This is a genomic window from Streptomyces profundus (assembly GCF_020740535.1).
GTDB classification, from domain to species: domain Bacteria; phylum Actinomycetota; class Actinomycetes; order Streptomycetales; family Streptomycetaceae; genus Streptomyces; species Streptomyces profundus.
Genome location: NZ_CP082362.1, coordinates 6,095,007 through 6,117,124, shown reverse-complemented (window position 1 = coordinate 6,117,124; position 22,118 = coordinate 6,095,007). Strand labels below are relative to the sequence as shown.

The 22,118-nt window shown below is 72.4% G+C and carries 16 protein-coding genes; 11 read left to right on the top strand and 5 right to left on the bottom strand.

What is annotated here, in order from left to right; all coding sequences use genetic code 11:
* The first annotated feature begins 20 nt into the window (after nucleotides 1-20).
* The 3 genes from K4G22_RS26520 (at nucleotide 21) to K4G22_RS26510 (ending at nucleotide 4,326) form a co-directional block, all read left to right on the top strand.
* Nucleotides 21-884 (top strand): SigB/SigF/SigG family RNA polymerase sigma factor, encoded by an 864-nt coding sequence (locus tag K4G22_RS26520; protein WP_228082971.1) that lies wholly within the window; start codon nucleotides 21-23, stop codon nucleotides 882-884.
* A gap of 119 nt (nucleotides 885-1,003) precedes the next feature.
* Nucleotides 1,004-1,990, top strand: coding sequence for a glycosyltransferase family 9 protein (locus tag K4G22_RS26515; protein ID WP_228082970.1), 987 nt, complete (start codon nucleotides 1,004-1,006; stop codon nucleotides 1,988-1,990).
* Nucleotides 1,991-2,226: 236 nt separating this feature from the next.
* The gene (locus K4G22_RS26510; protein WP_228082969.1) at nucleotides 2,227-4,326 is read left to right on the top strand and encodes a catalase; all 2,100 of its coding nucleotides are present in this window, start codon (nucleotides 2,227-2,229) and stop codon (nucleotides 4,324-4,326) included.
* Nucleotides 4,327-4,432: 106 nt separating this feature from the next.
* On the opposite strand, the gene K4G22_RS26505 is transcribed toward K4G22_RS26510, so the two are convergent.
* Together K4G22_RS26505 and K4G22_RS26500 are read right to left on the bottom strand one after the other, a co-directional pair.
* A complete protein-coding gene (locus K4G22_RS26505) occupies nucleotides 4,433-5,758 on the bottom strand; it encodes an NAD(P)/FAD-dependent oxidoreductase (protein ID WP_228082968.1) in 1,326 nt (441 codons plus the stop codon).
* 116 nt (nucleotides 5,759-5,874) lie between these two features.
* Nucleotides 5,875-7,332, bottom strand: a complete 1,458-nt coding sequence (locus tag K4G22_RS26500) for a selenium-binding family protein (protein WP_228082967.1) — start codon at nucleotides 7,330-7,332, stop codon at nucleotides 5,875-5,877.
* 335 nt (nucleotides 7,333-7,667) lie between these two features.
* Between K4G22_RS26500 and K4G22_RS26495 the strand changes: the two genes are divergently transcribed.
* Complete coding sequence (locus tag K4G22_RS26495; RefSeq protein ID WP_228082966.1) at nucleotides 7,668-8,957, top strand: serine hydrolase domain-containing protein; 1,290 nt, start codon at nucleotides 7,668-7,670, stop codon at nucleotides 8,955-8,957.
* Between the two features lie 47 nt (nucleotides 8,958-9,004).
* Here K4G22_RS26495 and K4G22_RS26490 read toward each other — a convergent pair whose 3' ends face one another.
* The 3 genes from K4G22_RS26490 to scoE all read right to left on the bottom strand — a co-directional run bounded on the left by K4G22_RS26490 (nucleotide 9,005) and on the right by scoE (nucleotide 12,099).
* Nucleotides 9,005-10,576: a long-chain-fatty-acid--CoA ligase gene (locus K4G22_RS26490; protein WP_228082965.1), complete on the bottom strand. Its 1,572-nt coding sequence runs from the start codon at nucleotides 10,574-10,576 to the stop codon at nucleotides 9,005-9,007.
* A gap of 75 nt (nucleotides 10,577-10,651) precedes the next feature.
* Nucleotides 10,652-11,185 carry an FcoT family thioesterase gene (locus K4G22_RS26485; protein ID WP_228082964.1) on the bottom strand — a complete coding sequence of 178 codons (534 nt, stop codon included), beginning with the start codon at nucleotides 11,183-11,185 and terminating at the stop codon, nucleotides 10,652-10,654.
* A 23-nt stretch (nucleotides 11,186-11,208) separates the two neighbouring features.
* Nucleotides 11,209-12,099, bottom strand: coding sequence for a (3R)-3-[(carboxymethyl)amino]fatty acid oxygenase/decarboxylase (gene scoE / locus K4G22_RS26480; protein WP_228082963.1), 891 nt, complete (start codon nucleotides 12,097-12,099; stop codon nucleotides 11,209-11,211).
* 451 nt (nucleotides 12,100-12,550) lie between these two features.
* On the opposite strand from scoE, the gene K4G22_RS26475 reads away from it, so the two are divergent.
* The 7 genes from K4G22_RS26475 (at nucleotide 12,551) to K4G22_RS26445 (ending at nucleotide 21,974) form a co-directional block, all read left to right on the top strand.
* On the top strand, nucleotides 12,551-13,429 hold the full coding sequence (locus K4G22_RS26475; protein ID WP_228082962.1) for an urea amidolyase associated protein UAAP1: 879 nt from the start codon (nucleotides 12,551-12,553) through the stop codon (nucleotides 13,427-13,429).
* On the top strand, nucleotides 13,426-14,100 hold the full coding sequence (locus tag K4G22_RS26470) for an urea amidolyase associated protein UAAP2 (RefSeq protein WP_425336754.1): 675 nt from the start codon (nucleotides 13,426-13,428) through the stop codon (nucleotides 14,098-14,100). Before K4G22_RS26475 ends, K4G22_RS26470 begins: the two co-directional genes overlap by 4 nt.
* Nucleotides 14,097-17,768 carry an urea carboxylase gene (gene uca / locus K4G22_RS26465; RefSeq protein WP_228082961.1) on the top strand — a complete coding sequence of 1,224 codons (3,672 nt, stop codon included), beginning with the start codon at nucleotides 14,097-14,099 and terminating at the stop codon, nucleotides 17,766-17,768. The genes K4G22_RS26470 and uca overlap by 4 nt, the downstream gene beginning before the upstream one ends.
* The gene (locus K4G22_RS26460) at nucleotides 17,765-18,565 is read left to right on the top strand and encodes a hypothetical protein (RefSeq protein ID WP_228082960.1); all 801 of its coding nucleotides are present in this window, start codon (nucleotides 17,765-17,767) and stop codon (nucleotides 18,563-18,565) included. Before uca ends, K4G22_RS26460 begins: the two co-directional genes overlap by 4 nt.
* Before the next feature lie 22 nt (nucleotides 18,566-18,587).
* Nucleotides 18,588-19,634, top strand: a complete 1,047-nt coding sequence (locus K4G22_RS26455) for an isopenicillin N synthase family dioxygenase (protein ID WP_228082959.1) — start codon at nucleotides 18,588-18,590, stop codon at nucleotides 19,632-19,634.
* Between the two features lie 107 nt (nucleotides 19,635-19,741).
* The gene (locus K4G22_RS26450; RefSeq protein ID WP_228082958.1) at nucleotides 19,742-21,247 is read left to right on the top strand and encodes a sodium:solute symporter family transporter; all 1,506 of its coding nucleotides are present in this window, start codon (nucleotides 19,742-19,744) and stop codon (nucleotides 21,245-21,247) included.
* Between the two features lie 34 nt (nucleotides 21,248-21,281).
* A complete protein-coding gene (locus K4G22_RS26445; protein ID WP_228082957.1) occupies nucleotides 21,282-21,974 on the top strand; it encodes a TetR/AcrR family transcriptional regulator in 693 nt (230 codons plus the stop codon).
* The last annotated feature ends 144 nt before the right edge of the window (nucleotides 21,975-22,118 follow it).

Genomic DNA, 22,118 nt, shown 5'->3' with positions numbered 1-22,118 from the left:
CCTCACCTGGGAGAGCAGGAATGAATACCCCAGCACGCCCCCGTAAGAAGCGCCATCCGCACGACGACGCGCCGGATACCAGCCGGCAGTTCCTCCGCATCGCGGAACTGCCACCGTGTCCGGAACGCGAGGCGCTGTACCGGGATGTCATCTGCGCCTGGATTCCGATGGCGGACCGGCTGGCCCGCACGTTCAGGGATCGCGGCGAGGCCCTGGAGGATCTGGAACAGGTGGCGGCGCTCGGCCTGGTGAAGGCGGTGCACCGCTACGACCCCAGCCGGGGGCGCCCCTTCGAGAGCTATGCCGTGCCCACCATCGTGGGCGAGGTCAAGCGGCACTTCCGCGACCACATGTGGGGCCTGCACGTGCCCAGGCGGACCCAGGAGCTGCGGAACAGGGTGCGCGCCTCCGCGCGGCAGCTGAGCTTCCGGCTGGACGACCGGGGGCCGAGCGTCGCGCAGCTGGCCGAGCACAGCGGGCTCACCGAGGACGAGGTGCGGACCGGCCTTGAGGCCCTGGACAGCTACAGCACCCTGTCGCTGAACGCCGAACTCCCGGGCGCGGACGGCGACTACTCGCTGCTTGACACCCTGGGCACGCTGGAGCCGGGGTTCGACCGGGTGGTGGATCGGGAGGCGGTCCGCCATCCGCTGCGCTCGCTGCCCGAACGGGAGCGGCACATCCTGTATCTGCGGTACTTCCACGGCATGACACAGAGCCGGATCGCCGATCAACTGGGCATCTCGCAGATGCATGTCTCCCGGCTGCTGAACCGGGCCTGTGAGCGGGTCAGGGCCGCGATCGAGGGCGACGAGCCGACGCAGGCCCCGGCCAAGGTGCCCGTCACGGCCGCCGCGCGGGAGAGCGCCCGGGTGCGCGGATAGCGCGCCAGCGGCACCCAGAGACCGTCAGCCGGCGGCCGGCGCCCCCGTGGCGCCGGCCGCCGGCGCGTCCGCGTCCCGTCGCGGGTTTGCCCCGGGCGGATCAGGAGACTCGCCCGCGCATGAGCCAGGCACCGCACACCCTGGTCGTCCGCCTCGACGGCGCGGGCGACGTGCTGCTGGCCGGCCCCGCCGTACGGGCGGTGGCGGCCGGCTCGATGTCCACCACGCTGCTGTGCGGTCCACGCGGCCACGCGGCGGGACGGCTGCTGCCCGGGGTGGACGAGGTACTGGTCTACGACGCGCCACGGGTGTCCATCTCACCGCCGGCGGTCCAGCGTTCCACCGTGAACGAGCTGGTGGAACGCCTGGCCGAGCGGCGCTTCGACCGCGCGTTGATCTTCGCCTCGCCCCGGCAGAGCCCGCTGCCCGCGGCGCTGCTGCTCAAGCTCGCCGGGGTGCCCTGGGTGGCGGCCGACTGCGAGCACGCCCCGGGACCGCTGCTGCGGCTCCGCAACCGGCGGGCCGAGCGGCGGCACGAGGCGGAGGCCGCCCTGGACCTGGCCGCCGCCGCCGGCTTCCCGCTGCCGGTGGGCGACGACGGCGCGCTGGGCATCAGGGCCCATCCGGGGGCCGGCGGGCTGACCGGAACGGGCGAGTATCTGGTGGTCCACCCGGGAGGGACGGTGGCCGAGCGCGCCTGGACGCCGGCGCGGGCCGAGGGCGCGGTGGCCGCCCTGGCTGACGCAGGACACCGGGTGGTGGTGACGGGGGGCCCGGACGAGCGCGCGTTGACGCGGCGGGTGGCCGGTGGGCGCGCCCTGGACCTGGGGGGGCTGACCGGGCTGCCCCGGCTGGCGGGCGTCATCGCCGGCGCCAGGGCCATGGTCGCCGGGGCCACCGCGCCCGCCCAGCTCGCCGCCGCGGTGCACACCCCGATCGTCAGCCTGCTGCCGCCCTGTCTGGGCTCCGACCATCTGCTGCCCTATCGGGTGCCGCATCTGCGTCTCGGTGATCGGGATGTGCCCAGCCTTGACGCGATCGGCGACGAGGAGTTGCTGAGCGCGGTGGCCGCCCTGACCGGGCGGGCCGCGCTGAGCCCCGGCTGAGCCTCCGCAGGGCCTTCGTCGGACCCTCGTCGGCCCCTGCCGCCTCCGGCCCGGTCCGCGCCACGCCGGAGGCGCCGGTTTGCACGGCTTTGTCCCCGTTGGCGCGGGAAACTCGGCGCCGGCGGCGCGCGCCGTGGACCGGCTCGCGGCGCGCCGAGCCCCCGGGCGGCACCCGATACGGGTGCCGCCCGGCTGCGCCCACACCCGCGGCCCTGGACCGATGCGAAGGAGAGCCGATGCCCGGCGAGGAACCACTGGACAAGCAGCGGCAGCTGGATCCGCTGCGCGACCGGGGCGAGGACGCCCCATTCAGCACCAACTTCGGTACCAAGGTCGATGACACCGACAACTCGCTGAGCGCCGGTGAACGCGGGCCGACCCTGCTGGAGGACTTCCACTTCCGGGAGAAGATCACCCACTTCGACCACGAGCGCATCCCCGAGCGGGTGGTGCACGCGCGGGGTGCCGGCGCCTACGGGCACTTCCGCCCGTACGAGTCGTTGGCCGATCTCACCAGGGCGGACTTCCTCCAGGACCCGTCCCGCAGCACCCCGGTCTTCGTCCGCTTCTCCACGGTGGCCGGCTCGCGCGGCTCGGCCGACACGGTGCGCGACGTGCGCGGCTTCGCGACCAAGTTCTATACCCGCGAGGGCAACTACGATCTGGTCGGCAATAACTTTCCGGTCTTCTTCGTGCAGGACGCGATCAAGTTCCCGGACTTCGTGCACGCGGTCAAGCCGGAGCCCAACAACGAGATGCCGCAGGCGGCCTCGGCGCACAACACCTTCTGGGACTTCGTCTCGCTCCAGCCGGAGACCCTGCACACCGTGATGTGGCTGATGTCGGACCGGGCGCTGCCCCGCAGCTACCGGATGATGCAGGGCTTCGGGGTGCACACCTTCCGGCTGGTGAACGCCCAGGGCCGGGGCACCTTTGTGAAGTTCCACTGGCGCCCGCTGCTCGGCACCCACTCCCTGGTCTGGGACGAGTGCCAGCAGATCGCCGGCGCCGACCCGGACTTCAACCGGCGGGACCTCTGGGACGCCATCGCGTCCGGCGCCTTTCCCGAGTACGAGCTGGCCGTCCAACTCGTGCCGGAGGAGGACGAGTTCTCGTTCGACTTCGACCTGCTCGACCCCACCAAGATCATCCCCGAGGAGATCGTCCCCCTGCGGCCGATCGGCCGGATGACGCTGGACCGCAACCCGGACAACTTCTTCGCCGAGACCGAGCAGGTCGCGTTCCACACCGCGCATGTGGTTCCCGGCATCGACTTCACCAACGACCCGCTGCTCCAGGGCCGGAACTTCTCCTATCTGGACACCCAGCTGATCCGGCTGGGCGGCCCCAACTTCCAGCAGCTGCCGGTCAACCAGCCCCTCGCCACGGTCCGCAACAACCAGCGGGACGGCTACGGCCAGCACCGCATCCATCCCGACCCGACCGCCTACGCGCCCAACAGCCTGGGCGGCGGCTGCCCCGCGATGGCCTCCGTCGACGCCGGCGCGTTCCGACACCACCAGGTGCGCGTCGACGGCGACAAGATCCGCAAGCGCAGCGACAGCTTCTCCGACCACTACAGCCAGGCCCAGCTCTTCTGGAACAGCATGGCGCCCTGGGAGAAGAGCCATATCGTCGCGGCCTACCGCTTCGAACTCGGCAAGGTCGACGCGCGCCAGGTCAGGGAGCGGACCGTCGAGCAACTCAACCACATCGACCACGAGTTGGCCGTCTCGGTCGCCGTGGGCATCGGCGTCCAGCCGCCGGCGGAGCCGGTCGCCGAGAACGCGGGGCGCACCTCCCCCGCGCTGAGCATGGCCGTCGGCCAGCCGGGCACCATCGCGACCAGGAAGATCGCCATCCTGGTCGCCGACGGCGTCTCGGCGACCGATGTGATGGCCGCGCGCGACGCGCTGAGGGGCGGCGGGGCCGTGCCCGAGGTGCTGGCCGCGCACGACGGCGAGGTCGGGTCCGAGGACGGTGGGGCGGTCAAGGTGGACCGCGCGATGAGCACCATGTCGTCGGTGCTCTACGACGCCGTCGTGGTCCCCGGCGGGGAGGCCAGCGTGCTCGAACTGAGCCGCGACGGGCTGGCGTTGCACTATGTCGCGCAGGCGTTCAAGCACGGCAAGGCGATCGCGGCGCTGGGCTCCGGCGTCGGCCTGCTGCGCGAGATCGGACTGCCGGGCATCCGGCTGGCCGACGTGGGCGACCGCGCCGTCGACAACCTCGGCGTGGTCACCGGCACGGACGCCGCCACCGTGGTGACCGCCTTCGCCGATGTGGTCGCCCAACACCGCGTCTGGGAACGGGACTCCGACCGCACGGCCGCCTGAACCGCTCCGACCGGCTCCGGCCCGCTCCGGCCGGCGGCAGCCGGATGCCCGCGGCCCCTTCGTCCAGGGCCACGGGCATCGGGCTCCGGCCGGGCCCCTCGTCGCCCTACTCGTCCGGCCGGTCGGTGCGGGGCACCCGGACCAGTTCGGGGGACGCGGTGTCCAGAGGCACCGAGCCGGAGCGCACCATGCCCAGTTGCACGGCCTGCCGGGGCAGTGCCGCCTCCAACAGCCAGTCGGCACCCACCCGCACCCGGTTCCCCGGCATCGACATCAGGTGATAGCCCCGGGTCACCGCTCCGGCCAGCGGCCCGGAGAGCGAGGCGCCCAACGGGTTGGCCGCGCCCTGCACGCCGCCCAGGTCCACGGCGAACCCCAGGTCGTGGTGCTCATAGGGGCGCGGCTCGGAGGCGAGGCCGAGCCGGGCCGACACGTTGCGGGCCGCCGTCTTGCCCTGCCGCCAGGCGTGCTGGGCGGTCATCGGGGTGAACTCCCCCGGCCGGGTCAGATCGGGCACCGCGGCGGCGTCGCCGGCGGCGAACACCTCGGGGTGTCCTGGCACGTTGAGGAAGCTGTCCACCACCAGCCGGCCCCGTTCGGTGTCCAGGCCGAGATCGGCCACCAGCGGATCGGGGCGCACCCCGACGCACCAGACGAGGGACCTCGACGGGACGAACTCGCCGTCCTGGAGCAGCACCCCGTCCCGGGTGGCCTCCTTCACCGACATGCCGGTACGAACGTCCACGCCCCGTTTACGCAACACGCGGTCAGCGGTGCGGCTGAGTCTCTCGTCCAACTCGGGCAACACCCGATCGGCGATATCCAGCAGCAGCCAGCGCGGGGAGACCCGTGCCTCCGACTGCTGCCCCCGGACCACGGCATCGGCGAACATCGCCCCCTGGGCGGCCACCTCGGTACCGGTGTAGCCGGCGCCCACCACCACGAAGGTGGCCCTGGCCTGCCGCTCGGCCGGATCGGAGGCATGGGCCGCCAGCTCCAGCTGGCGCACCACATGATCGCGCAGATACAGGGCCTCGGGTAGCCCACGGAAGCCGTGTGCGTGCTCAGCGACGCCCGGAATGGGCAGCAGCCGGTTGACGCTGCCGACCGAGAGGATCAGCATGTCGTAGCGCAGCTCGCCGGGCCGGTCCTCGGGGTCGGTGAAGTGCACGGTGCGCGAGGAGAGGTCCACTCTCTGTGCCTCGCCAAGGACCAGCTTGGTGTGCGGCAGGGTGCCGGTCAGCGAGACGCTGACCCGCCGTGGCTCCAGGATGCCGGCCGCCACCTGCGGCAGCAGCGGCAGGTAGAGGAAGTAGTCGGTGGGATTGAGCAGCACCACCTCCACATGCCGCCGTGCGGTCCGGTTCAGAATCCGAGCGGCTCGATAACCGGCGAACCCCGCTCCGACGATCACCACACGGGTCCGGCTCATGCTCCACCTCCAGGCGCCGAGAGTCAGAGCGGCCGAGTACCCGCCTCGGTCCCGTCCCAAGCGGCCCGCACCGGACCGACCGGCCGGTAACCGGTCGGCCCCGGCGCGGGGCGCCGTCAGCGGTAGCAGTAGGAGTCCGAGGAGGCGTCCCCGCCGGCGAGGTGCGTCTGGTGCACGCGCAGCCCGGCGAACGCCTCGCCGTGGGGGAAGAACCCCGGGTCGGGCACGAGGCCGCCGTGCTCGGGATCCGCGTCCAGCTTGGCGAGCCAGGGCTCGATCCCGTCCGGGTAGAACTGGTCGTCCCAGGAGCCGTAGAGCGAGTTGGTGAGGTAGACCCGCCGCCCGTCGCGGCTGAGCTCGACCATCTGCGGGCCCCCGGTCAGCGGGGTGTCGGGCTCGGCCGGATGCGCCGCGCGCTCGGTGATCCCGCCGAGCCGCACGGAGGCGGTGTGCCGGGGGTGGAACGGATCGGACACGTCGTACTGGTGCAGCTCGCCGGTGCCCCAGGCGGAGACATAGAGCCAACGGTCGTCCACGCTCAGGTTGATGTCGGTGATCAACGGTGGCACCGCGCCGAACGGGCGGAGCGCGGGCGGCAGTTGGTCGGGCTCGGCGGGCCGGGCCGGCAGCGTGATCACCTTGCGCACCGCGAAGGAGCCCCCGTCGTCGGCGCCTTCGTCCTCCCGGTGCCAGAGCCAGACGGAGGCGGAGAGATCCGCCACGTTCACCACGACGCCGGCGAAGCCCCAACTGGCCCCGGGGTCGTGGGCCGGGCGCAGTTCGAGCACCATCTGGTGCTGGTCCCCGAGGTCCACCCGCTGTCGGTGCCGGCCGGTGCCCAGATCCCAGAAGTGCAGTGCGTGGCCATAGCGGCGGCCCAGCAGCAGCTCCGGGTCCAGGCCGTTCTCCACCATGCCGGGGGTGCCCCACTCGCTGGTCACGGCGATATCGCTGTCGAGGTGCCACCACACGTCATAGGCGAGCCGCTGGGGGCCGCGTTCGGTCTCCCAGGCGCGCAGCACGTCGAAGGTCTCGTGGTCCAACAGGGCCACGCCGCCCGGGCCTTCGTTCCCGTCGACGCCGCCGAGGCAGGAGAGGAAGACGCCGTCGGGGCCGCAGTGCAGGGTGTGCGGGCGCGAGTACCCCGCGCGCTCGGCGAGCTCGGCGGCCTCGATCACCTTCACCAGGCGCGGGCGCACCGGGTCCGGGTGGGTGTCGTAGACATGCAGCCGGGAGGAGCGCAGCCCGGGCAGCAGCAGATAGCGGCGCTCCGGGCTGTGGTGCCCCGCGTGGGCCAGCGCGCTGGAGCAGGCGTTCCAGCCGAAGTGGTGCAACTCGTCGCCCAGCGTGGTGAGTCGGGTCTCGCCGACCACCTGGCCGTACCGGGCGGACGCGGGGTCGGTGTCCACCGTGAAGAGGGCGTCGGGGCGTTGGCCCGCGCGGTCGAAGCCGACCACATAGGCGAGCGGTTCGGCCGGCGCCGCCACCGCCTCTCGCGGCGAACGGTAGAGCGTGGGGTCGGCGGGACGGCCGTGGTCGTGCTCGTGGTGGTGCGCGTGCTCGTGACTGCTCATGGCGGGTCCTTCGGTGCGGCGACGGCTGAACGGTGGGCTGCTCGGGGGGAGTTCAGCGTCGGCGACAGACGGCCGTGTGCACGCGCCCCAGATCCACGTGCAGGCGGCGGTAGAGGCCGAACCACGGGAGGGCCGTCACACCAAGGAGCGTGGCACAGCCCCATCCCACTGCCAAGACCACCGGAGCGGGCATCCCCGAGGGGACGTCTCATCACCAGGTCGTAGACCCTCCCCGCCGATCGCCCCCCTGAGAGGGAAGCCATCGGCCCACCGTCCGGCCGAGAATGTGAGGGCTCCACCGCAGGACAAGAACGTGACAACAGAGAGAGACCGGTGTGACAGCCTCACCCCCACGACGTGTACGAGCCCTGACGATCGGCGCGGCCTCCGTCGCGCTCTGCGCCACCTCCCTGACGATGCCCGCGCTGGCGGACGAAGGCCCCTCCCGTGACGAGAGGTTGGACGCCTCGCTGGCGGCGGTCCCGGACGCCGGGCTGCCGGGGGCCCTCGCCGCCGCTTCCGTCGGCGACGACCGGTGGACGGGTGCCGCCGGGGTCGCCGACCTGCGGACGGAGGGGCCCACCCGGCCGGAGATGCGGCATCGGGTCGCCAGCGTCACCAAGACCTTTGTCTCGGTCGGGGTGCTCCAGCAAGTCGCCGAGGGCAACGTCGAGTTGGACGCGCCCGTGGGGCGTTATCTGCCGGCGGGGCCGCTCCCGGCGGAGCTGGCCGACGCGGTCACGGTGCGGATGCTGCTCAACCACACCAGCGGCATCGGGGACTATGTGGTGCCCGCCTTCCCCTCGTTGGCGGAGAACTCGGGCCACAGCCTGGACGAGCACAGGTTCCGTCAGATCGCGCCCGAGGAGTTGGTGGCCCTGGGCCTCTCCGCGCCGGCCACCGGCGTGCCGGGCGAGCGGCACTCCTACTCCAACACCAACTACATCCTGGCGGGGCTGCTGTTGGGCGAGGTCACCGGCGTGCCGGCGGAGCGGTACATCACCGAGCGGGTGATCGAGCCGGCCGGGCTGCGGGACACCGCGTTCCCCGAGTCGCCCGTCATCCGGGCGCCGCACCCCCGGATGTACACCTCGCTCCACGGGCTGCTGGAGCGGCCACGCGACTACTCCGTCTACGACATGTCCTGGGCGGGCACGGCCGGTTCGCTGGTCACCACGATGGCGGATCTCAACACGTTCCAGGCCGCCCTGTTCGGCGGGGAGCTGCTGCCGGACGAGCAGCTGGCCGAGATGCTGGAGACGGTGCCGGTCGAGGACCTCGACGGCGATGTCATCGGCGCCTACGGTCTTGGGGTGTATCCGGTCAACCTGTCCTGCGGCACCTTCTGGGGGCACGACGGGGTCGCCTGGGGCGCCTCGACGCTGGCCTTCTCCAGCCCGGACGGGGAGAGCCAGGCCGCGATCGGCTACAACGCGTCGCACTACGGGATACCGGCCGAGGACGGCACCCTGGAGCCACATCCGGCCGATCTCGCGGTGATCCTCCATCTGGACGAGGCGCTCTGCGGCGCCGAGCGGGAGGCGCCGCCCGAGCCGACCGCCGCACCGCTGCGGGACGGTCAACTTCCGCTGCTGATCGATCAGTTGGCCACGCGTCCCGACTGACAGCGCGCGGCCCGGGCGGGGCTTCCGGCGCCCGCCCGGGCCGTGGCTCAGCCTTCCCGCAGCTGGCGGCGCAACGTCTTCCCCGCCGCGTTGCGCGGCAGGTCGTCCAGGAACACGTAGTCGGTGGGCGCCTTGTAGTCGGCCAGCAGGTCCCGGAGGAAGATCCGGAGCTCGCCGACGGTCGGCCGGGCGCCGGGGCGGGGCACCACACAGGCGCGGACGGCCTCGCCGCGCACCTCGTCCGGTATCCCCACGACGGCGGCGTCGGCCACCCCGGGGTGGGTCCGCAGCGCCGACTCCACCTCGGCCGGGTAGACGTTCTCCCCGGCGACCAGGATCACGTCCTTGATCCGGTCGTGGAGATAGACATAGCCGTCCTCGTCGAGGTAGCCGGCGTCCCCGGTGTGGAGCCAACCGTCCCGCAGCACGGCGGCGGTCTGGTCCGGCTGGTTCCAGTAGCCGGCCATCACCGCCGGGGTGTCGATCCTGACCTCGCCGGCCTCGCCGGGCGGCAGCGGCCGGCCGTCGCCGTCCACGGTCTCGACGGCGACGCCCGGGTAGGGTCGACCGGCCGCCCGCAGCCGGGGGTTGCCCGGTACGTGGTCGGCCGGGGGCAGGCAGACGGCGGAGGCGCAGGTCTCGGTCAGTCCGTAGATCTGGGCGAACTCACACCCCATCACCTTGAGGCACTCGACCAACAGCGCCTCGGGCATCGGCGAGCCGCCGTAGACCACCTTGCGCAGCCCGGCGAACGCCTCGGCGTCGGCGTCGGGTTCGGCGAGCAGGAACCGGAGCATGGAGGGCACCACCAGGGTGGTGGTGACGCCGCCGTCCCGGATCAGCGCGAGCACCCGCTCGACCTCGAAGCCCTGGGCGATGATGTTGGTCGCGCCGGCCCTGAACCCCTGGAGGAACCACCAGGGGCCGCCCACGTGATGCCCGGGGAGCAGGTTGAGGCTGCGGTCCTCCGGGCGCCAGTCGAGCCAGTCCAACTCGTGCCGGGCCAGCAGGTCGCCGATGGCCCAGAACGAGCCCTGGGAGAGGACGACTCCCTTGGGGGCCCCGGTCGTTCCGCTGGTGTAGAGCTGGATCAGCTCGCCGTCCGGGCCCGGCTCGGCCGGGAGCGGCGCGTCGTGCCCGGCCGCGCCCGTGGCCCGCCAGGCGTCGATGGTGGGCGTGCCGTCGCCGGCGTCGTCCAGCGCGACGACGGTGGGCCGGTCCGCTTCGGCCGGGCCGATCCCGGCCAGGTCGGCGAGGTGTTCGGGGCCGGCGAAGACCAGCGCCGCGCCGGAGTCGGCGAGCACATGCCCGATCTCCTTGGGCGCCAGCCGGGGGTCGACGGGCACCAGGACGGCGCCGACCCTGGCGCAGGCCAGCAGCAGGTCGTAGGCGTGCTCGCTGTCCTGCCCCAGATAGGCCAGCCGGTCGCCGGCCGAGATCCCGGCGGCGAGCAGGGCGCGCGCGGTGTGCTCGCCCCGCTGGTGGAATTCACGAAAGGTGACGACGCGGCCCCCGCACTCGATGGCCGTGTCATCGGGCCGGGTCCGAGCGTGGTGGGCCGCGGTGGCGGGGATGGTGGGAGAACGCGGTGTGGTCTGTGCGCGGGTCGTCCTGGTCATCGTGCTCCTCGGCTCACGGGGTGGGCGGGTGCGGTGGGCTGGGGCGCCAGCTCTCGGCGCGCGGTGCCCCGGTCGTCATGTGCTCCCCGGATCCGGCTCGCGCAGCGCCAGCCGGACCTTGCCCCGGCACGCGGGCGCCGCCGCCTCGCCGAACCGGCAGAGGGTGTCGAGGAAGACCAGCGGGCCGTTACCACCGTCGCGCCGGGTGGCGCGGACGATGTCCAACTCCCCCCAGAATTCCCGCCCGCGCATGGGGCGTCGGAACGAGCTGGAGAAGTCCACGATGAACATGTCGGGCAACTGACGGCGCCAGAAGGTGTCCATGTCCCAGGAGGAGAAGACTCCCAGGACCCGCTCCTGGAGCGACTTGGCCATGATGAAGTAGATCATCTGGTTGAAACAGATATTGAACTCGACCGCGTTGAAATGGCCGGTGTCGTCGATATAGCAGGACTCGGAGATACGGAAGTCCCCGCGCAGCCGGATGAGCCCGTCGGGCTCCCCCGGGTCCCCGTCCGCCCGCACCGAGGTCGTCAGGAGATAGCGGCAGTGCGGCTTGTACACCTTCAGCACGCGGTCCAGCAGCACCTTGTCGTGCCCGAACTCCATGGCTGTTCTCTCCCCCCCGGACGTCATTCGGCGCCGATTCCCGGGTAGAACGGGTGCTCGTCGTGCACGGTGACGCGGTGGGAGACGGTCGGCTCGGGGTTCGGGGTGTGCAGGGCCCGGTGGACGAGCGCCCGGTTGTCCCACACCAGCAGATCGCCCTTGTCGAAGGTCTGGAGGTGGATGTTCTCGTGCTCGAAGGTGGTGTCCGCCTGGCCGCATGCCTCCAGCAGATCCTCCAGCAGCCCGGCGCGCGCGGGCCGGCCGTCGGCGGTCTCGATCTGGTAGCTGACGGCCTCGCTCAGATAGAGGAGGGTCTCGCCGGTGACCGGGTGGTTGAAGACGGTGGGGTGGGCGACGGCCGGCGTCTCCCGCTCGACCTCGGCCATGATGTCGGTGATGGGGCGGTAGACATCGGTCGGGCGGATCTTGAAGTAGCGCCGCACGCTGTTGAGGACGCGGGTGTCGGCCGCCTCGGCCTTCAACTCGTCGGTGAGGTCCGCGTGGGCCTTCGCCATGTCGATGAAGAACGTGCCCCGGTTCTTCTGGGGCACGACCTGGGGGTAGATCAGGGTGAGCCCGAACGGCCGGGGCATGAACGAGTAGTCGTGGTGCCAGAACTTCCCGGTCTGCGGCACTCCGACCTGTTCGCCGTCCTTCTTCACATTGGAGGAGACGAAGATCTCCTTGTGCTCGGCGTGGTGGTACATCGGCTGGTAGTAGGTCTCCACCTCGCCCAGGCGCCGGCCGAAGGCGACGAACTCGGCCGAGGAGAGCGTCTGGTTCCGCAGAACCACGATCCGGTGCTGGTAGACGAGTTGCTTCAGTTCGGTCAGTTGCTCGGGAGACACCTGGAGCGGGTCGAAGTCCTCGACGGCGATGCCCAGCTTGGCGTTCTCCTGCGGAACGGTAATCATTCCTGACCCTTTCTGCGGATACTCGACAGCTCTACGACGTTCCGGGACGACTCGCGGCGCGGTGGCACCTCCGGTCCCTCACCTGGAGGCGGCCTCGCCCCCGTTCGTTTGCTTTGCAGTCGCGATAGCCGGTGTCCCGATAAGGGCCAATGTCCCGCCACCCGCCCACCCGGGTACTGGGGTTGCACCCCCAGAGTCCGCACCGGAGCACCCCAGCAACACGCCGGAAACACTCGCGGCCCGGAGGGGAGCGCGATGACGAGGGGCGGCACGGCGCCGGACGAGGCCGAGGGCGCCCGCCGGGACGCGCCGGCGTGAGCCTTCCGCCATACGGCGGAAACACCAACCCACCTCCCGCAACACGCTGTTCTCGCCCCGGGCGGCCCGGCGGAAATCGACGGCCGAGACCCTTTCGGATCAGTTGATAGAAACCATCGTCGCGGGAGTGGATGTGACATCGACGCCAGGCGGAGCCGCTGCCGGCACCGCCACCACCGCCGGGGCCAGAGCCCACGCGCGGGACCAGCACGGACGGGTCGCCCCCCATATGCGCCATGTGCCCCCGGAGCGCGCACCCCGGATCCCGGGCCAGGAAGGGCCGCTGCCCGGGCCCCTCACCTGGGCGGAGACCGTGGCCCCCGGCGGGTACACCACCGCCGCGCTGGCCAGGGGCACCCGGCTGGGGCTGACCGACCCGGCCGGCGACGCCTGTGCGCACCTGCTCCTGCACCGGGCCGGCGCCACCCAGGAGCGGCTCAGCGTCGCTGACACGGTCAAGGTGCCCTGGCAGGCGTATCCCACCACCGGGCATCCGCTGCTGAGCGGATTCGGCCGGGTGCTGGCCACGGTGGTCGCCGACACCGCCGAAGGGCACCATGACGCGCTCACCGGCACCAGCACCGCGGCCGGCAACAACGCGCGCTACGGCGCGTCCGCACCGTTCTCCACCACGCCGGCCGGCCGGGAGCTGCTCCTGATGGGCGCGCTCAAGCACGATCTGACGGTCCGTGACCTGCCGCCGTCCGTCTCCTTCTTCCAGGGGGTGCGGGTGGACGCGGCCGGCCGCCTCGGCTTTCTGGGGTCGGCGGGCCCCGGCCGCTCCGTCGAGCTGCTGACCCATCTGGACACCCTGGTCCTGATCGCCAACACCGCGCATCCACTGGACCCGAGGGCTGAGTTCAGCTGCTCCCCCCTGGAGATCAGGGCCTGGCGCGCCGAGGCGGACCTCGCGGCGCTGGCCGCCGGGGAGCTGCTGGGCGAGCTGGGCCCCGAGCATCTGGCGGCCATCGCCAACACCGATTCCGATCTGCTGGCGAGGGGTGTGCGATGACCGCGAGCATGGAGCAACTCCCTTCCACCGCACCGGCGTTGGTGCCGGGAGAGGTGCTGCTCGACCAGCTGGTGGCCGCCCGCGCGCCCTGGTCGGCGGTGGTGGCAGCCGGGGATGTGCTGACCATCGTGGATCTGGCGGGGAACCAGGCCGTGGACTGCCTGCTCTATGCCGCGCGGGACACCGCCGTGCGCTACTCGGCGCCGGAGACCGTGCGTCGCCAGGGCGGAATCCTCCTCACCACCGGATCGGTGCTGCGCGCCGACACCGGCGAGGCCCTGATGACCGTGGTGGACGACGAGGTGGGCGCGCACGACACCCTGGGCGGCGCCTGCTCCAAGGAGTCCAACTCCCTTCGCTACGGGCATCACACCGAACATCAACACAGCTGCAAAGAAAACTTTCTCCGCGAAGGGGCACGTCATGGGCTGACCGCCCGGGATCTGGCGCCCAATATCAACTGGTTCATGAACGTCCCGGTCGATCCGGACGGCGCACTGGGCATCGTGGACGGCCTCTCGGCCCCGGGCAAACGGGTCGCCGTGCGTGCCGATGTCGACACCCTGGTCCTGGTCTCCAACTGCCCGCAGATCAACAACCCCTGCAACGCCTTCGACCCGACGCCGGTGCGGATGGTCGTCACCCGGCCTGAGCCGGGGGCCACCGCATGACCCGACCACCCGCGTTCGAGACCCTGTTGGTCGCCAACCGGGGCGAGATCGCCTGCCGGATCATCCGCTCGGCCAGGATGCTGGGACTGCGCACGGTCGCGGTGTTCTCGGACGTCGACCGGGGCGCCCCCCATGTCCACCTCGCCGACGAGGCCGTCCGGTTGGGCCCGGCCCCGGCGAGCGAGAGCTATCTGCGGCGGGACGCCCTGCTGGAGGCCGCGGCCCGCACCGGTGCCGGCGCGGTGCACCCGGGCTACGGGTTCCTCTCCGAGGACGCCGCGTTCGCCGAGGCGGTCACAGCCGCCGGGCTGGTCTTCGTCGGCCCCACGCCCGAGCAGCTGCGGATCTTCGGCACCAAACACACCGCGCGCGCCGCGGCCAGGGCCGCCGGGGTGCCCGTCTTTCCCGGCACCGAGCTGCTGCCCGACGCGGCGGCGGCCGTCGCCGCGGCCGACGAGATCGGCTATCCGGTGATCCTCAAGGCCACCGGCGGCGGGGGCGGCATCGGGATGCGGGTCTGCCACGACGCCCAGGAACTCAACGAGCGCTATGCGGCGGTCAGTCGGCTGGCCGCGACCAGCTTCAGCACCGCCGGCGTCTTCGCCGAACGCTATGTGGAGCGCGCCCGCCATGTCGAGGTGCAGATCTTCGGCGACGGCACCGGGCGGGTGGTCTCGCTGGGCGACCGGGACTGCTCGCTCCAACGCCGCCACCAGAAGGTGGTGGAGGAGGCACCCGCCCCCGACCTCCCCGAAGCGCTGCGCGCACGGCTGCACGCCTCCGCCCGCGCCCTGGCCGCCTCGGTCGCCTACCGAGGGGCGGGCACCGTGGAGTTCGTCTACGACCCGCGCCGCGAAGAGGCGTCGTTCCTTGAGGTCAACGCCCGTCTCCAGGTGGAACATCCGGTCACCGAGGAGGTCACCGGCGTCGATCTGGTGGCCTGGATGCTGCGGCTGGCGCGCGGCGAGCGCGGGGTGCTCGACCCCCATCTCCCCGAGGGCGCCACCAGCGGCGCGGTCCCGGTCACGGGGCACGCGGTGGAGGCCCGCGTCTACGCGGAGGACCCGGCGCGCGGGTTCGCGCCGAGCGCGGGGCTGCTGACCGAGGTCGTCCTGCCCGCCGGGCCACCCGTCCGGGTGGACGGCTGGGTCGAGTCCGGCACCGAGGTGTCGACCTGCTACGACCCGCTGTTGGCCAAGGTGATCACCACAGGACCGACCAGGGACGCGGCGCTCGATCGGCTCGGGAAGGCACTGCGCGCCACCACCATGCACGGCATCGAGGTGAATCTGGGCCTGTTGGCCGCGCTGACCGAACATCCCGAGGTACGGGCGGCGACCCACCACACGGCCACCCTGGACACCGTCGCCGATCCCACGCCCCGGATCACCGTGACCAGGCCGGGACTGTTGAGCACCGTGCAGGACGCGCCCGGCCGGATCGGCCTGTGGCAGGTGGGGGTTCCGCCGAGCGGCCCGATGGACGAACTGTCCTTCCGGCTGGGCAACGCGGCCCTGGGCAACCCGGAAGGAGCCCCTGGCCTGGAGTGCACAGCACAGGGGCCCGCGCTGAGCTTCAGCCATGCCACGACCGTCTGTGTGACCGGCGCACCGTGCCCGGTGACCGTGGACGGTGCCGAGATGCCGCTCTGGGAGCCGTTCACCGTGCCGGCCGGCGGCGCACTGGACATCGGCGCCGCGCCCGGTCCTGGGCTGCGCACCTATCTGCTGTTCGCCGGCGGCCTCGACGTTCCGCTCTATCTGGGCAGCGCATCGACGTTCACCCTCGGGGGCTTCGGCGGCCACGGCGGGCGGGCGCTGCGCGTCGGCGATGTGCTGCGCACCGGGACGGCGGCCGGCGCGCCGGTCGGCCAGGTGCCGGCCGACCGGCGCCCGGCGCTGACCGACGCCTGGGAGCTGGCGGTCACCGAGGGCCCGCACGGGGCACCGGAGTTCTTCACCCACGAGGACATCGGCACGCTCTACCGCAGTGCCTACACCGTGCACTTCAACTCGGCCAGAACCGGGGTGCGTCTTGACGGCCCCCAACCGGCCTGGGCCCGCGCCGACGGCGGCGAGGCCGGGCTCCACCCGTCCAACATCCACGACACCGCCTATGCCGTCGGCGCCCTGGACTTCACCGGGGACACGCCGATCCTGCTCGGCCCCGACGGGCCCAGCCTCGGCGGATTCGTCTGCCCGGTGACGGTGATCGGCGCCGAGCGCTGGAAGTTGGGGCAGCTGCGGCCGGGCGACACCGTGCGCTTCGTGCCGGTGCGCGCGGACACCGCGCCCTCGCGCGGCGACCTCTCCCCCGCGCGCGGCGCCGCCCGCCGCGCCGTCCCGCCCGACGGCGGGGACGGGGACGACGGGGTGCTGGCCCGCCGGCCCGGCGGCGACGGCGCGCCGGCGGTCACCTACCGGCGTGGCGGCGACGACCATCTCCTGGTCGAGTACGGCGAGATGGTGCTCGACCTGGCGCTGCGCGCCCGCGTGCACGCCCTGCACACCCGGCTCGACCAGCTGCGGGAGCGCGGCGAGCTGGCGGGCATCGTCGATCTGACCCCCGGCATCCGCTCCCTCCAGGTGCACACCGACCCCGATGTGCTGCCGCTCGGGAAGCTGCTCGGCGCGCTCGTCGAGATCGAGGGCGCGCTGCCCGCGACCTCGCGCCTGGTGGTGCCGAGCCGCCGCGTCCGACTGCCGCTGAGCTGGGACGATCCGGCGACCAGGGAAGCCGTCGAACGCTATATGACGGGCGTCCGCGACGACGCGCCCTGGTGCCCGTGGAACATCGAGTTCATCCGACGGGTCAACGGGCTGGCGAGCGTGGACGACGTGCTGGAGACCGTCTTTGGCGCGGAGTACCTCGTACTGGGCCTGGGCGACGTGTATCTGGGCGCGCCGGTGGCCACCCCACTGGACCCGCGTCACCGGCTGGTCACCACCAAGTACAACCCGGCCCGCACCTGGACGGCGGAGAACTCGGTCGGCATCGGCGGGGCCTATCTCTGTGTCTACGGCATGGAGGGGCCCGGCGGATACCAGTTCGTCGGCCGCACCACCCAGGTGTGGAGCCGCTTCCGCCGCACCCCGCCGTTCGCCCCCGACCGCCCCTGGCTGCTGCGGTTCTTCGACCGCATCTCCTGGTACCCGGTCAGCGCCGACGAACTCCTGGAACTGCGCGCCGACATGGCGGCCGGCCGCGCCCGGCCGGAGATCGAGGACGGCACCTTCTCGCTCGCCGCCCATGAACAGTTCCTGGCCGAGAACGCCACGTCCATCGCCGCCTTCCGGGCTCGCCAGACGGCCGCCTTCGCCCGGGAGCGCGCCCAGTGGGAGGCGGCGGGCGAGTTCGACCGCGCCAGCCGTGCCGAGTCGGCCGCCGCTCCCCCACCGGCCACCGAGCTGGTCCTTCCCGAGGGCGGCGCGCGGGTGGACGCCCCGTTCGTCTCCAACGTCTGGCGGGTCGACGTGGCCAGGGGCGAACACGTTAAGGCCGGCCAGCCGTTGCTCGCGCTTGAGGCCATGAAGATGGAGACCCTGGTCACCGCGCCCAGCGCCGGCGTGGTCCACGAGGTGGTGGTCGGCGCCGGCGCCCAGGTCGCGGCGGGGGACCCGCTGGTGGTCATCGCCCCCGATGGGGAACCGGCCGGAGCGGGACGATGAAGGCGCCCGAGGCGGTGGGGGCCCACGCCCTGCCCCGCCGCCGGCTGTGGCGACGCGACTGGATCAGGCTGCCCGACCTGCCGCCGGACACCCGCACCGAGGTTCACTGGCTGCACCTAGACGTCCACTACTGCGACCTACGGCAGCCGCCGGCCGAACAGCGCTCCACCGCCGCCTCGTTGGCCGGCCTGGACGTCGACGAGGTGCTGGCCCTGGCCGGCCAGGAGGCGTTCGCCGGCCGGCTGCTGGACCAGGGCGACCGGGTGGAGTGGACCAGGCCGCTCTCCCTGCACCCCGCCGGGCCCACCCCCGACGCCGGCCGGCTCCACCGCGGCCCCGACGGCGCGCTGATCGAGACCGGCGTGCACCGGCCCTACACCGAGCGCTGGGTCGCGGCGCCGCCGCCCATGTCGCCCACCGTCCGGGAGACGCCGCTGCGCGGCCCCGACGGACGGCAGGGTCTGCTGCTCCGGCTCGGCGACCACTTCGGCTATGTCCGGGACCGCGCGCCAGGCACGCTACGGGACGACACCTCGCTGCTCGACCAGCTGCGCGAGGCCGCACCGGACATTCACCGTGCCCGCCAACTGGTCGATTTCGAACTGTCCATGGGCCGCATCGTGGGCCCGGACGACGGTCGCGGCGAGGTCTGGCGCATCGTCCGCTCCACCCTGCCCTGGCGGGTCGGAACCGACCTCGCCCCCGTCCCCGGTGGCGAGCCGGGACGGCTGACCGTCGCCGACCACACCCCCGAGGGACACCCCACCCGAACGGTCTGGACGCTCGCCGTGGCCTGACGCCCGGAGAGAGGAACCCCCCATGGAAACAACGGACTTCACCGATGTCCCGGTGCTCGACATCGCGCCGCTGCTGACCGCCGGCCACCAGGACCGCGCGGCCACGATCGCCCGGCTCGGGGACGCCGGCCGCCGCGTCGGCTTCGCCCAACTGGTCGGCCATGGCGTGGACCCGGCCCTCTTCGACCAACTCCTTGCCGCCACCAGGCGGTTCTTCGACCTGCCGACCGAGGCGAAGATGCGCTCCTATATCGGCCGCTCCAGCAACCACCGGGGCTATGTGCCCATCGGCGAGGAGGTGTTCGCGGGCGCGACGCCCGACCACAAGGAGGCGTTCGACCTCTCCCTCGACCTTCCGGCGGACGACCCCCGCTATCTCGCGGGCAATCCGCTGCTGGGCCCCAACCAGTGGCCCGATCTGGCCGACTTCCGCGAACCGGTGCTGGCCTACTATCTGGCGGTCTTCGACCTCGCCCGCGTGCTGCTCCGCGCCTTCGCCGAGGCGCTCGGCGAACCAGCGGACCGCTTCGACCGCCATGTCAGCGCCCCGCCGGCCCAACTGCGGCTGATCCACTACCCGTTCGACGCCGCCGCCCAGGACCGCCCCGGCATCGGCGCGCACACCGACTACGAATGCCTCACCCTGCTGCGTCCCACCACCGGCGGCCTTGAGGTGATGAACGGCGCCGGTGACTGGCTCGACGTGCCCTTCGTCGAGAACGCGTTCGTGCTGAACATCGGTGATCTGCTGGAGGTTTGGACCAACGGTGAGTTCACCGCGACCACCCACCGGGTCCGCAAGGTGCCAGCGGAACGGTACTCGTTCCCGCTGTTCTTCAACGTGGACTACGACACCGCCGTCGCACCGCTGCCGGCCCTCGTCGACGAACGCCAGCCGACACAGCCGCCTTTGGTGGCCGGCGAGCACCTGTTCGCGCAGACGGCGCAGAGCTTCCGTTACCTGCGGAAACGCCTCGCCGACGGCAGCCTGACGCTGCCCGAGAACGCCCGTCCGCCGGCCTCCTTCGGCCAGGAGGCCAAACAGCGACAGGCCGCCCACCCCGGCTGACCAGCCGGTACGCCCCCATCCCCCTTGTCCCCTGCTTCCCCCGCACGCGACTCCGACGCCGACGCTGGGCTCGCTCCCCGCCCCTCCTCGCCCGTTTGGAGCACCACATGATCATCACCGGCGTCGGTATCTGCATGGCGCTGATCACAGCGATCGGCGTACTCTCCGCCCGCCGCGTCCAGGGCGACCCGGCCAACTACCTGGTGGCCGGCCGCAGTCTGCCCGCCGCGCTGGTGGCCACCCTGCTCATCTCGCAGGCCGTGGACTCCAACGCGACGCTGGGCAACGCCGATCTCGCGTCCGGCTTCGGCTTCTGGGCCGGCGCCGCGCTGCCGATCGGCCTCGCCCTCTGCCTGCTGCTGATGGGGCTGTTCTTCGCCCGCCGCATCCGCTCAAGCGAGGCAGTCACCCTGCCCGACTTCTTCGAGCAACGCTTCGGCCGGGGCGTGCAGTTGGCCTCCTCCGTGCTCACCGTCGGCAGCTTCGCCATCCTGCTCGCCGGAAACCTGGTCGCCATCGGCTTCCTCTTCGAGTTCTTCTCCGGCCTCAGCTACACCACGGGCATCGTCGTGACCATCCCGATCGTGCTCCTCTACACCCTCTCCGGCGGCATGTTCGCCGGACTGTCCACCGGACTCGCCCAGTTCGCGCTGAACACGGTCGGCATCCTGGCCCTGGTGATCTGGATGGCCACCACCCACGGATTCGACATCCCGGCCGGGCTCGGCCCAGGCGACCTGGAACAGCTGACCTCGACCGAGCACGGCGCGGCCGTCAACTGGGCCACCATCATCGCCCTGGGCCTGGGCAACCTCGTCGCCATCGACCTGATGCAGCGGATCTTCTCCGCGCGCGGCCCCGGGGACGCACGCCGCGCGGCGCTCTCAGCGGCGGGAGGCATTCTGGTGTTCTGCCTCCCGCTGTCCTTCGTCGCCCTGGCCGCCGTCACCGTGGTGGGCGACCGCGCCGCCGAAGGCCCCATCCTCTACGTGCTGTTGGGCCACCACGCCCCGACCTGGCTGGCCGTGGTCGTCCTCGCCGGCCTGCTGGCCGCCAGCCTGACCACCATCGGCGGCATCCTGCTGGCCACCTCGTCCGTGGTGGTCAGGAACGTGTTGCGGGTGGACGCCGGCGCCAGCGCGATGACCCCCCGGGTGCTGCGCGCCACCCGCGTCACCATGCTGCCGATCGCCGTGGCGGCCACCGTGGTCGCGCTCCGCGTCCCGCAGACCGGCATCCTGCTGACGCTCACCTTCGACCTGCTGCTCGCCAGCCTGATCGCGCCCTTTGTCCTCGGCACCTTCTGGCGGCGCGGCGGGGCGCGGGCGGCTGGCGCGGCGATCGTGGTGGGCATCGCGGTGCGGTTGGTGTGTTTTGTGCTCACCCCCACCATCTATGGCACCGAGAACACCCTGCTCCATGTCTCCAACGACATCCTGTCGGAATCGATCGACGGCTGGTCGACCTTCCTCGCCGCGGGGGCCTCGTTGCTCGCCTATCTGACGGTCGCCGCGCTCAGCCCGGCCACCGATCCCGCCGGGCCGCCCCCGTCCGCGCCCTCGGCCCCGGCCGCTCCCCGTTCCCCCGACGCCGACCTGGCACCGGCCCGCTGACCACCGGGCGGGGCGCCCCTGGCATCCTGGTGCGGTGAGCACCAGTGTCCCGGGGCGCCCCCGGCTCGCACAGAAACGCCGGCCCGGCACCACACCGAGAGACGAAGTCCTCGACGCGGCCGGGGAGTTGTTCACCACCCGCGGCTATGCCGCGACCTCGACCCGGAAGATCGCCGAGGCCGTCGGCATGCGTCAGCCGTCCCTCTACCACCACTTCAGAACCAAGGACGACATTCTGGAGGCCCTGCTCAGCGGCACGGTCGCCGGCCCGCTGCACATCGCCGACGCGCTGGCGCGACTCCCCCTCGCCGCGCCCGTCCGGCTGCACGCGCTCTGCCACGCCGACGCCCTCCAGCTGTGGACCAGCCCCTGGAACCTGGGCATCCTCTATCTCCTGCCCGAGGTCCGCACCGAACGGTTCGCCCGCTTCCACGAGCAGCGGAACGCGCTGCGGCTGCGCTATCGGGAGCTCTCCCAGGCCGTGTTGGACGAGATCCCGACGCCGCCGACCGACGGCTACCGGGCCGATCCGGCGGACGACACGGTCTTCCGGCTGACAGAGACCCTCCCCAACCTCCGCGCCGACGGCCTCGGCCACCCCGACCAACCCCTCCGCACCGCCGACCTGGCCCTTCACACCCTCGCCTGGCCCGGCGCCCCCACCGCACTCCACGCCGCTTCGGCACAGGCCCTGCAACAGGCGGCCTCGCCCACCCACCACACCTGACCGACCAGCGACTGAACCGACCAGCGCGGGCCGCTGGGCACGGCGCCCGCTGGTCACGAGGGCCCCAGGGCCCGGCGGCCACGACACCGCCGGCCATCCGGCGCGGGATTCGGACCCCGGCAAGCCGCAGGGGCCGCGACTACG